This is a genomic window from Roseateles sp. P5_E4, assembly GCF_054049255.1.
In genome coordinates this window covers 121,650-135,135 of the sequence record NZ_JBFUMS010000003.1, presented here as the reverse complement: position 1 = coordinate 135,135, position 13,486 = coordinate 121,650, and the positions used below count along the sequence as shown (strand labels likewise).

The window sequence follows — 13,486 nt, the reverse complement described above, 5'->3', positions numbered from 1 at the left end:
CGCCAACCCATGACAGATAAAGCGCCGAGTATAGATTTGACAGCCTGGCTGCAAACCCCGCCCGGGCACCATCTGCTTGCCTGGGAGCAGGCCCAGGTCGACGCAGCCGTGACCGATTTGTTCGGGTTTCACGCCTTACAACTCGGCCTGCCCGAACTGAACGGTCTGCAGACCAACCGCATGCCCCACCGCTGGCTGGCCGGTCGTGACCTGCTTTGCGATTTTGACGCGCTACCTTTCGAAAGCGCCAGCCTCGACCTCGTGCTGCTGCCGCACGCGCTGGAGCTGGCGCCAGACGCCCACGCCTTGTTGCGCGAAGTCGAGCGCGTGCTGCGGCCCGAGGGGCGGCTCATCGTATTCGGCTTGAACCCGGCCAGCCTGTGGGGGCTGCGCCAGAATCTCGGCCGCCTCAAGCGCCGCGGCGAGCCCTATCTGCCCCGTGATGGCGACTTCATCGGCTACTGGCGGCTGCGCGACTGGCTCAAGCTGCTGAGTTTTGACGTCGAGGCGGCGCGCTTCGGCATCTATCGGCCGCCGCTGCGCTCCGAGGCTTGGCTGCAGCGCTGGCGCTGGGTCGACGGCATCGGCTCGCGCTGGTGGCCGGTGCTGGGCGCCGTCTATTTCATCCAGGCGGTCAAGCGCGTGCACGGCATGCGCATGATCGGCCTGGCCAAGAACTCGCGTGCAGCGGCAAAAAAGGCGCCCGCCGTCGCGCTGAACAACCATCACAAAAAAGAATGACCGAACCGACCCCCAAGCCCACCACCCTCATCAAGCGCCCGCAGGTCACCATCTATACCGACGGCGCTTGCAAGGGCAACCCCGGCCCTGGCGGCTGGGGTGCCTGGCTGAGCAGCGGCGGCCACGACAAGGAGCTCTTCGGCGGCGAGCGCGAGACGACCAACAACCGCATGGAGCTGACCGCGCCCATCGAGGCCCTGGCCTCGCTCAAGCGCAGCTGCGACGTCGTCGTCTACCTGGACAGCGAATACGTGCGCAAGGGCATCACCGAATGGATCATCAACTGGCAGCGCCGTGGCTGGAAGACGGCCGACGGCAAGCCGGTCAAGAACGCCGACCTCTGGCAGCGGCTGGACGCGCTGCGCAAGTTGCACACGGTCGACTGGCGCTGGGTCAAGGGCCATGCGGGCGACCCCGGCAACGAGCGCGCGGACATGCTCGCAAACAAGGGTGTCGCCTCCCTCAGTAAAGTCCGCGCCACCTAAGACAGAAACCGCCTCATGAAGCTGCTGCCCTTGCTGTTCGCGCTGTGTGTTGCCGGCGCTGTCCAGGCCCAGACCTACACCGTGGTGTGTGCCAAGACCGCCTGCGGTCACCTCAAGGTCACCGAAACGGCCACCCGCCTCGAGACCGACTACAGCTACCGCAACAACGGCCGCGGGCCCGACCAGAAGGAGGTGCTGGAACTGGCCGCAGACGGCACTTGGGCGGCCTACCGCACCGAGGGCGTCTCAACCTACGGCGCGCGCATCGACGAAAGCTTCGAGCTCAAGGACGGCCGTGCCAGCTGGCGCTCGCCCGTGGACCGCGGCGACAAGCCCGGCGTGGGCCGCGATCTCGTCTATCTGCCCGTGCAGGCCAGCCCGGCCTGGGCCGGCCGCCTGGCGCGCACCCTGCTGCAGCGCTCCGACCACCGCGCGGCCGCGTTGCCGGTGGGCCAGATCAGCATCGAGCGCGTGCAGACGCTCAAGCCGGCCGGTGCCAGCTTCGAGGTTGGCCTGTACGCCATCGACGGCCTGGATCTCGATCCCAGCTACCTCTGGCTGCGCGAGGACAACCAGGCGCTGTTCGCCCAGGTCTCGCCGGGCTGGGGCGGCACGCTGCTGCAGGGCTTCGAGGCCGAGATGGACCGGCTGTCCGACGTGCAGAAGGCTGCGCAACTGGCGCGGCTGGAGCGCCTGGCCAAGACCCTGCCCAAGCCGCTGCCCGGCTTGACCGTCATCGAAGGCGTGCGTTGGTTCGACTCGCAGGCCGCTGTGCTGCGCGGGCCGTCCGATGTCTACCTGCTCGAGGGGCGCATCGCGGCAATAGCCAAGCCCGGCAGCCTGAAGAACGCCGAGCCTGCCCAGCGCATCAGCGGCAAGGGCCGCACGCTGCTGCCGGGCTTCATCGACATGCATGCCCACCTGGACGCCAGCGCGCTGCTGCTGAACCTGGCCGCGGGCGTGACGGCCGTGCGCGATGTCGGCAACAGCAATGCCGACCTGGCCGAACTGAAAGGCCGCATCGAGCGCGGCGAGGTGCTCGGCCCACGCATCGCGGCCAATGGTTTCATCGAGGGCAAGAGCCCGTTCTCTTCGCAGTCCGACTTCGTGGCCGACAACCTGGACGAGGCCCTGGCCGCCATTGATTGGTACGCCGCCCACGGCTACCGCCAGCTCAAGCTCTACAACTCCATCCGCCCCGAGTGGGTCAAGCCCATGGTGGCGCATGCGCGCGAGCTGGGCCTGCGCACCGGGGGCCATGTGCCGGCCTTCATGACGGCGCGCCAGGCGGTCGAGGCGGGCTATGACGAGCTGCACCACATCAACCAGGTCACGCTGAACTTCCTGGTCAGCAAGGGCGACGACACGCGCACCCTGCTGCGTTTCAACCTGCCCGGCGACAAAGCGGCCGACCTCAAGCTCAATGACCGCCGCACGCAGGACTTCCTGGCCCTGCTGAAGAAGAAGGGCACGGTCGTCGATGCGACGATGACGGCCTTCGAGGCCCAGTACACGCAGCGCCAGGGTCAGCCCAATCCCAGTTATGCAATGGTGTCCGCGAACTGGCCGGCTGTGCTGCAGCGCAGCTATCTGTCGGCCGAAGTCGACATGGACGACACCAAGGCCCGGCGCTGGGGCGCGAGCTGGAAGGTCATGATGGACTTGCTGCGCCGCATGCATGCAGCCGGCATCCCGCTGGTGGCGGGTACGGACGCAACGCCCGGCTTTGCGCTGCAGCGCGAGCTGGAGCTCTACGTGCAGGCCGGCATCCCCGCCGCGCAGGCGCTGAAGATCGCGACCTGGAACGGCGCCAGATACAGCGACCGCCTGAGCGAGATTGGCAGCATCGAGCGCGGCAAGCGCGCCGACCTCGTGCTGATCGACGGCGACCCGGTGGCCGACATCCGCGCCATCCGGCGCATTGCGCTGGTCATCAAGGGCGAGCAAGCGCTGCCGCCCTCGGCCCTCTACCAATCCATGGGCATCCTGCCCTTCGTGCCCTCGGCGGAGATCATCAAGTGAAGCCGGAATTGAAGCGATTGGCCGCACTGCTGCTGGCCCTGCCGCTGATCGCCCAGGCCGACACGACGCTGCGCTTCTGCGCCGCCGGCAGCCCCAAGACCTTCGACCCGGCGATGACCGACAGCGGCATCGACCATGTCGCCCACATGCCCATCTTCAGCAACCTCATCGAGGTCAAGCGCGGCACGGATCAATTGATTCCTGGCCTGGCAACGAGCTGGAGCATCAGCCCCGATGGCCTGGCCTACACCTTCGAGCTGCGCCGAGGCGTGACCTGGCATACCGTCGAAGGCTTCAAGCCGACGCGCGAGTTCAATGCCGACGACGTCATCTTCACCTTCGGCCGCCTGTTGAGCCGTGACAGCGCGTTTGCGAAGGCCCTGCCCAGCGTGTCGCCCTATGTGATGTCCTTCGGCTGGGAGAAGCTCGTCACCAAGGTTGAGAAGCTGGGCGACCACCAGGTGCGCATCACGCTGGCCGAGCGTGACGCCTCCTTCCTATCGGCGCTGAGCTTCGCCTTCACGATGATCCAGTCGGCCGAGCTGGGTGCCCAGCTGCTCAAGGCCGGCACGCCGCAGCGCATCACGCAGATGCCCGTCGGCACCGGCCCCTTCCAGTTCAAGAGCTTTCGCGCCGACAGTGTCATCCGCTACGTGAAGCACCAGACGTGGTGGCGCAAGGACGAGAGGCCGCGCGCCGACCAGCTCGTCTTCGCGATCACGACCGATGCCAGCGTGCGCGCCCAGCGCCTCAAGCGCGACGAATGCGACATCGCCTACCCGGTCGGCCCGGCCGAGCTGGACGAGTTGAAGAAGGACCCCAACATCAAACTGGCGACAGCGGCCGGCATGAATATCGGCATCCTGGCCTACAACACCAAGCGCCCGGCCCTGTCCAAGGTCGAGGTGCGCCAGGCCCTGGACATGGCCATCGACAAGGCGGCCATCGTCCGCACCGTCTACGGCGACGCCGGCGTGCTGGCCAGCAGCGTCATCCCGGCCGCCAACTGGGCCCATGACGCCACGCTCAAGCCCGTGCCCCACGACCCGGCCAAGGCCCGTGCCATGTTGCAGAAGGCCGGCGTGCTGCCACTGGACATCACGCTGTGGGCCATGCCGGTGGTGCGCCCCTACAACCCCAACGGCCAGCGCATGGCGCAGATGATCCAGTCGGACTGGGCCAAGGTCGGCGTCAACGCGCGCATCGTCACCTATGAGTGGGGCGAATACCTGCGCCGCATCGATGCCGGCGAGCATGACGCCGCGCTCAGCGGCTGGAACGGCGACCCCGAACCCGCCAACACGGCCGGCCAGCTCGCCTGCGGCTCCGCCAGCGGCAGCTTCTGGTGCAACCCGGCCTACGACAAGCTGCTGGCCGAAGCCAGGCAAGCGTTGAAGCAGGAAGACCGCAAGGCCATCTACGCCAAGGCCCAGCGCATCGCGATGACGGAGCTGCCCTGGACACCCATCGCCCACGGGCGCCTGGCCGTGCCCGAGCGCGCAGCGGTCAAAGGCTTCATCCTGGATCTGGATGGCGGCATGTATTTCGACGGCGTGACGCCGCGCTAAACAAGGAAAACGAGATGAGTATCAAGAGCGACAAATGGATCCGCCGCATGTGCCAGGAGCACGGCATGATCGAGCCCTTCGAGCCCGGTCAGGTGCGCGAGCAGGACGGCCGCAAGATCATCAGCTACGGCACATCGAGCTACGGTTACGACATCCGCTGCGCGCCCGAATTCAAGGTCTTCACCAACATCCACAGCACGGTGGTGGACCCGAAGAACTTCGACGAGAACAGCTTCGTCGACATCAACAAGGACGTCTGCATCATCCCGCCCAACAGCTTCGCGCTGGCGCGCACGATGGAGTACTTCCGCATCCCGCGCAATGTGCTGACCGTCTGCCTGGGCAAGAGCACCTATGCCCGCTGCGGCATCATCGTCAACGTGACGCCCTTCGAGCCCGAGTGGGAAGGCTATGTGACGCTGGAGTTCAGCAACACCACACCGCTGCCGGCCAAGATCTACGCGGGCGAAGGCTGCGCCCAGGTACTGTTCTTCGAGAGCGACGAGGTCTGCGAGGTCAGCTACAAGGATCGCGGCGGCAAGTACCAGGGGCAGGTGGGAGTGACGCTGCCCAAGGCATGAACTTGACAGCCCCTCGTCCGGTCTCGCGCCGCTGAACGCGGGCGAACCCAGCCGGTCCCCCAAGGGGACGGCGATGCTTGCGGCATTGAGCCACAAGCACATCGCCAAGGCGGGCCGGCTTGGGAGCGGCCCGGCACTCGGCCCGCAAAGGCTCACCCACCTATCACCGCCAGATATTGGACCAACCCGATCCGACCCGCCCGCATCACCCGCTTGTGATTCCAGCGAAACAAGGGCGCCAGCACCGGCGCCAGCCAGCGCAGGATGCCTGGCGGCAGCGTGACGCGCCAGACGAAGGTGACGTCGGTATGCCCGCCCGCCTCCGGCAGGGCTTGCTTCATCAGCCAGATGCCTTCCCCTGCCAGCGTGCCGCCCGCCCGGGCGCGCAGGCGCTCTTCGCGCAGCACTTCCGTCACCTCCAGCACCAGGTGCAGCCGGTAGCCCAGGCCGGTGCGGAAGGTGAGCTGCTGCTGGCGGCCCACGCCCTGGGCGTCGCCGTCGACGAGGCGTTTCACGGCGACGACCCCTGGCCACCACAGCGGCCAGTGTTCGGTCTGGGTGATGGCCTGCCAGACGCGGGGGACCGGCGCATCCAGGCGCCAGTGGCTGACAAGGTCAAAAAAGGCGACTTGAGGCATGCAAAGGGGATACGCCAGGCTACCCAGGGTAGATGCCTAGGTTTACGCTGCATCCGGAATTCTTACCGCTGCGTATCAGCCTTACATGACCTCGACCATCGCCACCCCCGCCCAGGCCCGCGCCATCCGCCGGCGCCTGCTGGAGCGCGTGGCCGACACCGACGACAGCCACCTGACCGTGCCCGCGGGTGCGGCCGGCTGGCAGCCTTTCGGCGACGGCGTGCAGATCAAGGTCTTGCATGAGAACGAGGGCATTCTGAGCTATCTGCTGCGCTTGGCGCCCGGCGCCCGGCTCGAGGCCCACCGCCACCCGGTGGATGAGGAATGCCTGGTGCTGGAAGGCACGCTCAAGGTCGGCAGCCAGATCGAGGTTGGCCCCGGGGGCTACCACCTGGCCCGCGCGGGCAGCCTGCACGCCAGCATCAGCACCGAGACGGGTGCCACCATCTTTCTGCGCGGCGCCGAGCCGCATGCGGACCAACTGTTGGTTTGAGGACATCACATGACCCTGCCACACCCCACCGAAGCTGTCGACGAGCCACCCAATGCGGCGCTGCTGTTCGACGACGTCGAGCTGCCGGACGCCGATATGGAAGAGGGCGGTGCCATCGAGGCGGCTGCCGCCAAGCCCGGCTGCCCGTCGCTGGACGATGCCCAGCTTGCCGCCTGGATCGAGGGCATCGTCGACCACGACGAGCGCGCGTTGCTGGCCCTGTATGAAGCGACGCTGTCGCGCGTCTACGGTCTGGTGCTGCGGCTGGTACGCCGCAGCCAGCTGGCTGAAGAAGTGGCCGAGGAGGTGTTTTTCCAGGTCTGGCGCCAGGCGCCGCGTTTTGACCCCGAGCGCGGTCGGCCGTTGACCTGGCTGCTGGGCATGGCCCGCTCGCGCGCCATCGACGCGATCCGCCGCGAGGCTCGCTTCCAGCATGAGGAGCTCGACGAAGAGAGCGTGCCGTTGTCGGCGCCCGCGGCCGAGTCCGGCGACGAGCTGCTGTCCGTGGCCCAGGGCCATGCCGAACTGCATCGCGCCCTGCTGCTGCTCAAGCCCCAGCCGCGCCAGCTCGTCGCGCTGGCCTTCTTCAATGGCCTGTCGCATGAAGAGATCGCCAGCCAGACCAGCCTGCCGCTGGGCACCGTCAAATCCCAGATCCGCCGCGCCTTGATCACACTGCGCGAGGCCTTGGGCGACACTGGCGCGCATGCGCTGCCGGCCTGAAGGGAGGACGCCATGACGACGCTGCCCCCTACCTCCAAATCCGCCCCCGAATCCAGCCCCGAATCCGATGCGGGTGACGACATGACGCCGTTGCTCAGTGAACCCTTTGCAAGCGCCTGGGCGGCCCCCGCGTCGCCCGGCCGCCTCGGTGAACGCCTGAGCGGCCGCCTGCAGCAATCGCTCGACGCCGAGCGCGGCATGGTCACCGTGCGCCGTCGCCGCACCGAGCCCGAGGCGCTGGCCGACGGCGTCCATCAACGCTGGCTCTACCGTGCCCCCGAGGGCCAGGCGTTGCGCCCGGGCGAACCGCGTGCGGCCCGCGTCATCGAGCTGCAGCCCGGCGCCCGCCTGGACCTGGCCGCTGCCGGCGCACGCGAATTCCTCGTCGTGCGCGGCAGCGTCGATGTGGATGGCGAGCTTCTGGGGCTGCGCGACTTCCTGCTGCTGCCCGCCGGCAATACGCCGCAGCTCGCCACCCGCGATGGCGCCCATGTCTTCGTGCGCGAGGCCGAGGGCCACGCCAGCGAGCGCACGCTGGTGCGCGACGCCGAGGCCGGCTGGCCCGAGTTCGCGCCCGGCATCCGCCGGCGCGTGCTGTGGGCGGGCGGCGGCCAGGCCGCGCTGCTCTACCGTGCCGACCCCGGCGCCAGCGTGCCCGTGCACAGCCACGGCCATGACGAGGAATGCCTGATGGTGCAGGGCGAGCTCTTCCTCGATGACGTCCTGCTGCAGCAAGGCGACTACCAACTGGCCCCCGCGGGCACCGGCCACCGCATCACCGAGACTGACACGGGCGTCATCATCTACGCGCACGGCGATCTCGACCTGCAGTTCACTTGAGCGGCATCAGCGCGGACAAGCCCGGTCTTTTCGGGCTTTATCCGGTCTTTGTTTTGCCGAGGCCCCGGCACGATGGCAGCCATCACAGCCAAGCTGTCCGAGGCCCGTCATGCTCATCCCGCTGCACCTGATCCCCATCCCCGCCGACGAACCCCGCGGCCTGGGCGACCCGGGTCATGCCTGGAGCGGCCTGAAGATCGCGCAGGGCGTCAATCTCGGCGACATCCGCGCTCTCGGCCTGACGGTGGCGGGCGCCACCAGCGGTCCGGTCAACAGCCGCGACCTGCTGCGCTTTGGCCAGCTGATGAACGATGCCGGCCTGGCCATCAACCCGACGCGCATGCTCTACGACCGCCAGTACGCCTACGAGCGCTTGGCCGACGGCCACGCCAGCGACCACCCCGGCCTGCGCGAGCTGGCGTTGGACCTGTTCGAGGCTTATCAATCCGCCGGCGAATGGATCGGTATGACGCATTGAGGGGCTGACCGTCCCCTGATCGCGGGGCTTCCCGCAAGCCGAAGCCTGCCTTTCCTCACCCCGGGGATTTGCCGCCCCCGAGTTACCCTCGCGGTTTCGTCTTTTTGCCGAACCGCTCCATGACACGTCACTCCCTTTCGCTGCTGGCCCTTGCGGCCCTGGCCGCAGCCACCGCCCATGCCGACGAAGGCATGTGGATGCCCAAGCAACTGCCGCAGATCGCCAAGAGCCTGAAGGCTGGCGGTTTGGCCATGGACCCGGCCAAGCTCAAGGATCTGACCGACTTCCCGATGGGCGCCGTGGTGTCGCTGGGTGGTTGCACGGCCAGCTTCGTGTCGCCCCAGGGCCTGGCGGTGACCAACCACCACTGCGCCTACGGCAGCATCCAGTACAACTCCAAGCCCGACCGCGACCTGCTGAAGAACGGCTTCTACGCCGCCACGCTGGCCGATGAACTGCCCGCCGCGCCCGGCAGCCGCATGTGGGTGACCGTGGACCTGAAGGATGTCAGCGCCGAGATCCTCAACGACAAGACCCGCGCCCTGACCGGCAAGGCCCGCACCGACGCCATCGAGGCGACCGAGAAGAGCCTCGTGGCCGCCTGTGAGGCCGACAAGGGCCACCGCTGCAACGTCTACGCCTTCTTCGGCGGCMTGCAGTACCAGCTGATCAAGCAGCTTGAGATCCGTGACGTGCGCCTCGTGCACGCGCCGGCCACCGGCGTGGGCCTGTTCGGCGGTGACGCCGACAACTGGGTCTGGCCGCGCCACACCGGCGACTACAGCTTCTACCGCGCCTATGTCGGCCCGGACGGCAAGCCGGCCGAGTTCAGCAAGGACAACAAGCCCTATCTGCCCAAGCATCACCTGAAGATGGCGAGCAGCCCCCTGAACGCCGGCGACTTCGTCATGGTGGCCGGCTACCCGGGCCGCACCGACCGCCACCGCCTGCCCACCGAGGTCGACTTCGCCTTCGGCTGGCAGCAGCCGACGCAGGCTCGCGTGATGGGCGAGGCCATCGACCTGATCAAGGCCGAGACCGCCGGACGCCGTGACGGCGAGATCAAGATGGCCGCGCGCATGCAAGGCCTGCAGAACTACTACAAGAACCTGCAGGGCCAGCAGCAGAGCTACGACGGCAGCGACATCCTGGCCCGCAAGAAGGCCGAGTTCGACAAGCTCAGGGCCTGGGTCAACGGTTCGCCGGAGCGCAAGGCCCGCTATGGCGCCGATGTCGCCGCGGCGCAAAGCCTGCTGGCCGAGCGCGAGGCCATCACGCGCGCCGAGCTGCTGGCCAATTTCATGACGCCCGCCCTGCTGACTTCGGCCCGCCAGCTCTACCTCGTGGCGCAGGAGCGCGCCAAGCCTGATGCCGAGCGCAAGTCCGGCTACCAGGAGCGCGACCTGCCGCGCCTGCGCGCCGCCCAGCAGACGCTGGACCGCCGCTACGACGAGCAGACCGACAAGCGCCTGGCCTCGCACTTCCTGGCCCAGTACCTGGCCCAGCCGGCCAACACGCTGAACCCGGCCTGGGTGGATGCATACGGCCTCAAGACTGGTCAGGACGAAGCCAGCATCCGTGCCCAGCTGGACAAGCTCTACGCGGGCAGCAAGCTCTCCGACACCGCCGTGCGCATGGCCTGGCTGGACAAGGACGTGGCGGCCTTCAAGGCCAGCGACGACGCCTTCATCAAGGCCGCCGTCGCGCTGTACGACGATGATCGCCGCCTCGAAAACCGCGACAAGGAACTCGGCGGCAAGCTGCAGAAGGCCTACGCCGGCGTGCAGCAGGCCATGATCGACTACCACGCCAGCCGCGGCGAAGCCGTCTACGCCGATGCCAACAGCACGCTGCGCATCAGCTACGGCAAGGTCGAGGGCCGTAACCCCGGCACAGACGGCAGCACCTGGACGCCGTTCACGACGCTGCGCGGCATCGTCGCCAAGCACAAGGGGCCCGACGAGGCCGGCGGCGAGTTCAATGCGCCCGCCGAGCAGCTTGCCGCCATCAAGGCGCGCAACTTCGGCAAGTACTACGTGAAGGGCCTGGACTCGGTGCCCGTGAACTTCCTGTCCACGCTGGACACGACCGGTGGCAACTCCGGTAGCCCGGTGCTGAACAAGAACGCCGAACTGGTGGGCCTGTTGTTCGACGGCACGCTGGACGCGGTGATCTCGGACTGGAGCTTCGACCCCAAGATGGTCCGCAGCATCTCGCTGGACGCGCGCTACATGCTGTGGCAGATGAGCACGGTCGACAAGACGACGAGACTGCTGGACGAGATGGGTGTGAAGTAAGCCAGCGCGTCCAATGCAAACCTGGCCTCCAGGGGCCGGTTTTTCTTTGGCTTATTCCTTGGCCACCGCCTCGACCTGGATGCGCAGGTTCACATCCATCTTGAAGCCCCAGTCCTTGCCCGCGGTGAGGCCGAAGTCTTCGCGGTTGAACGAGCCCGAGGCGTCGGCACCACACCAGTCCCGCTTGAACATCGGGTGGGGCATGCACTTGAGCTGGTGGATGGCCAGCGTCATCGGCTTGGTCTTGCCGTTCAACGTCAGCTCGCCAACGAGCCGGGTCGGCACGCCGCCTGTCGCGCCCTCGAAGCGGCCCTTGAAGCTGGCGCTGGCCGGGCTCTTCTCCAGGTTGAAGAAATCCTTGCCCTTGGCCCAGCCGTTCATGGCTTCCAGACCGAAGTCGATGCTGGCCAGGTCCATCTGCACGTCGACGCTGCCGCTGCCATTGGCCTTGTCGTAGACGATGCTGCCCGAGTTCTTCGTCAGCTTGCCGCGCCAGAAGGACATACCCATGTGGTCGGCCTCGAAGCTGGGGTAGGTGTGGGCCGGGTCGACGACATAGGTGGCGGGTGCGGCCTGGGCTAGCGTGGCGGCGAACAAGACGGGGAGCAGAGTCAGTCGGTTCATGGGAATCTCCTGTGAAGGGTGATGAAAGGCGCTTGCCTGACACTATGACGAAGCGGGCCGCGCGATTTCGACAGCAGCCCGCAAATTTCCCTGCCCCATGATCGCCCGTCTCCTCCTCACCCTGCTCGCGCTCGCCCTTGCTGCCTGTGCACCCCTGAAGCCCCAGCCAACCACCGAGAAGCGCTACAGCGCCGCCGAACTGCTGGCGCTGCGCCCGGCCGATTTCAGCTGGCCCGCCATGTCGACGGCGGGCGAACGTGCTCAGCGCGAGGCGGCCCTGGCCGACATCCGTGCCCGCATCGCCCTGCCGCCCGGCCCCGAGCGCGACGCGGCGCTGCCCAAGCTGTTTGACCTGGTGGCGCAGTACAACCTGGAGATCGACGCCGCCCGGCCGCTGCTGCTGCAGGCCCTGCCGACTCTGGCCAGCCGGGACGTGGACTACCAGCGTGCGCTGCTGACCGCGGCGCGTGCTCTGTACGCGGCCCCGAACGAAGCTGCAGTGCAGGCCGCGTTGCAGCCGCTGCTGACCCAGCTCACGGCGAGCAAGCCTTTTGCCATCGCGGCCTACACGCTGAAAGCGATGAACCCCGGCTACGCGGAATTCATCCGCGACCTCGTGCCGCGCCAGTTCCCGCAGTGGCGCGACGACCCGCGCCTGGTGGCGTTGATGGACGACGTGGCCCCGGTGCGCATGGCCCAGCCGCCGCTGGCCGACCTGCTCGCCGCGCCGCTGCGCCCGGGCCTGCCCGTCATCTACAGCCTGCAACGCCGTGGCCGTGCCGACATGGGCCTCGTGCTGGTGCGCGCTGCCGATGGCCGCTTCGTGCGTGATGCGAGCGGCCGGCTCTTCGCCCAGCCCCAGCTCGCGCTCTCGCGCAGCGGCCTGCCCGGCACCATCACGAATGGCAACACGCCGCAAGGTCTCTTCACCCTCGTTGGCGCCGGCACGGCCACCAATCCCAACATCGGCCCGACACCCTATCTGCACAGCAAGCTGCCCATCGAGGCGACGGTGGCCGAGTTCGAGCATGCTGACTCCTCCATCGAATGGAGCGAGGCCGCCTACGAGAGCTTCCTGCCGCCGAGTTGGCGGGCCTATTCCGGCATCAAGGAAGCCTGGCTGGCCGGCCGCGCCGGGCGCGACGAGCTGCTCATCCACGGCACGACCCTCAATCCGGCCTACTACGCCGGCACGAGCTACTTTCCCGGTACGCCGCAGCAGGGCTGCATGATCTCCAACGAAGACTGGGACCCCGCCACTGGCCGCCTTCTTGCCAGCCGGCAGCTGACGCTGGCGCAGACCTATGCGGCCGCCAGCCCGCGCAATGACCTGGCGGGCTATCTCGTTGTCGTCGAGCTGGCGGGCGAGGGGGCCGTGAGCCCGACCGAGGCCGCCGCGCTGGTGCAGGCGGCCGGACGATGATGGAGACCGTATGCGAACCTGCGTGATTGCCGCCTTGGCTCTTGCTCTGGCCATGCCTTGCGCCGTGATGGCGGAGGACGCCGCTCCCAAGCTCACGCCCAGTGCCGATGGCCAAGAGCTGATCGACGCTGCCACCGGGCTGGCCTGGTCACGCTGTGTGGAGGGCAGGCACTGGGATGGTCGGCGCTGCGACGGCGAGATCAAGCTCTTCACCCATGCCGAGGCGCTGGTGTCGGCCCGCACGCGCAGCGAGGCCGAAGGCCGGCTCTGGCGCGTGCCCCGCGCGCAGGAGTTCAAGCGCCTGCCCGAACACATCGGCGGCAAGCAGCAAGCCGCCGTGCTCATGCCCGATGCGCCCAGTGGCTGGTACTGGACCAGCACCGCGCGCATCGAGAGCGAAGCCGTGAACACCTACAGCTACGCCAACGTGCAGCGCGGTACGACCGAGCGGCAGGTCGACCGGCTGTCCCCTCAGACGGGTTGGGTGGTGGAGCAGCCTGGCGGCGCGGTGCGCAGCAGTCCCAAGCGCGAGAAGCAGCTGGTGCGTCTCGTGCGCACGCTGGCGCCCTGACG

General features: G+C 67.8%; 14 protein-coding genes. 12 read left to right on the top strand and 2 right to left on the bottom strand.

The window, feature by feature from the left end:
• Positions 1 to 36: 36 nt before the first annotated feature.
• From ACXJLH_RS07665 to dcd, 5 genes are read left to right on the top strand one after another with little or no spacing between them, the layout of a single operon-like run.
• Positions 37 to 741 (top strand): class I SAM-dependent methyltransferase, encoded by a 705-nt coding sequence (locus ACXJLH_RS07665; protein ID WP_394326323.1) that lies wholly within the window; start codon positions 37 to 39, stop codon positions 739 to 741.
• Entirely contained in the window at positions 738 to 1,226 is a 489-nt protein-coding gene (gene rnhA / locus ACXJLH_RS07660) for a ribonuclease HI (RefSeq protein WP_056198020.1), read from the top strand. Before ACXJLH_RS07665 ends, rnhA begins: the two co-directional genes overlap by 4 nt.
• A gap of 15 nt (positions 1,227 to 1,241) precedes the next feature.
• Positions 1,242 to 3,248: an amidohydrolase family protein gene (locus ACXJLH_RS07655; RefSeq protein ID WP_056198018.1), complete on the top strand. Its 2,007-nt coding sequence runs from the start codon at positions 1,242 to 1,244 to the stop codon at positions 3,246 to 3,248.
• Positions 3,245 to 4,816 (top strand): ABC transporter substrate-binding protein, encoded by a 1,572-nt coding sequence (locus tag ACXJLH_RS07650; RefSeq protein WP_457443298.1) that lies wholly within the window; start codon positions 3,245 to 3,247, stop codon positions 4,814 to 4,816. The genes ACXJLH_RS07655 and ACXJLH_RS07650 overlap by 4 nt, the downstream gene beginning before the upstream one ends.
• A gap of 14 nt (positions 4,817 to 4,830) precedes the next feature.
• Positions 4,831 to 5,397: a dCTP deaminase gene (dcd, locus tag ACXJLH_RS07645; RefSeq protein WP_056198009.1), complete on the top strand. Its 567-nt coding sequence runs from the start codon at positions 4,831 to 4,833 to the stop codon at positions 5,395 to 5,397.
• A 152-nt stretch (positions 5,398 to 5,549) separates the two neighbouring features.
• Here the strand turns inward: dcd and ACXJLH_RS07640 are convergent, their stop codons facing one another.
• Positions 5,550 to 6,035: an SRPBCC family protein gene (locus ACXJLH_RS07640; RefSeq protein ID WP_056198007.1), complete on the bottom strand. Its 486-nt coding sequence runs from the start codon at positions 6,033 to 6,035 to the stop codon at positions 5,550 to 5,552.
• 85 nt (positions 6,036 to 6,120) lie between these two features.
• Between ACXJLH_RS07640 and ACXJLH_RS07635 the strand changes: the two genes are divergently transcribed.
• From ACXJLH_RS07635 to ACXJLH_RS07615, 5 genes are all read left to right on the top strand, one after another.
• On the top strand, positions 6,121 to 6,528 hold the full coding sequence (locus tag ACXJLH_RS07635; protein WP_056198005.1) for a cupin domain-containing protein: 408 nt from the start codon (positions 6,121 to 6,123) through the stop codon (positions 6,526 to 6,528).
• A 9-nt stretch (positions 6,529 to 6,537) separates the two neighbouring features.
• Entirely contained in the window at positions 6,538 to 7,251 is a 714-nt protein-coding gene (locus ACXJLH_RS07630) for a sigma-70 family RNA polymerase sigma factor (RefSeq protein WP_082532694.1), read from the top strand.
• A gap of 12 nt (positions 7,252 to 7,263) precedes the next feature.
• Positions 7,264 to 8,091, top strand: a complete 828-nt coding sequence (locus ACXJLH_RS07625; protein WP_056198002.1) for a cupin domain-containing protein — start codon at positions 7,264 to 7,266, stop codon at positions 8,089 to 8,091.
• Between the two features lie 109 nt (positions 8,092 to 8,200).
• A complete protein-coding gene (locus ACXJLH_RS07620; protein WP_056198000.1) occupies positions 8,201 to 8,569 on the top strand; it encodes a hypothetical protein in 369 nt (122 codons plus the stop codon).
• 119 nt (positions 8,570 to 8,688) lie between these two features.
• Positions 8,689 to 10,866, top strand: coding sequence for a S46 family peptidase (locus ACXJLH_RS07615; protein WP_457443295.1), 2,178 nt, complete (start codon positions 8,689 to 8,691; stop codon positions 10,864 to 10,866).
• Between the two features lie 51 nt (positions 10,867 to 10,917).
• On the opposite strand, the gene ACXJLH_RS07610 is transcribed toward ACXJLH_RS07615, so the two are convergent.
• Positions 10,918 to 11,490, bottom strand: coding sequence for a YceI family protein (locus tag ACXJLH_RS07610; protein WP_457443293.1), 573 nt, complete (start codon positions 11,488 to 11,490; stop codon positions 10,918 to 10,920).
• Positions 11,491 to 11,587: 97 nt separating this feature from the next.
• Here ACXJLH_RS07610 and ACXJLH_RS07605 point away from each other — a divergent pair, with 97 nt between their 5' ends.
• The gene (locus tag ACXJLH_RS07605) at positions 11,588 to 12,913 is read left to right on the top strand and encodes a hypothetical protein (RefSeq protein ID WP_457443291.1); all 1,326 of its coding nucleotides are present in this window, start codon (positions 11,588 to 11,590) and stop codon (positions 12,911 to 12,913) included.
• A 34-nt stretch (positions 12,914 to 12,947) separates the two neighbouring features.
• A complete protein-coding gene (locus ACXJLH_RS07600) occupies positions 12,948 to 13,484 on the top strand; it encodes an Lcl domain-containing protein (protein ID WP_457443289.1) in 537 nt (178 codons plus the stop codon).
• The last annotated feature ends 2 nt before the right edge of the window (positions 13,485 to 13,486 follow it).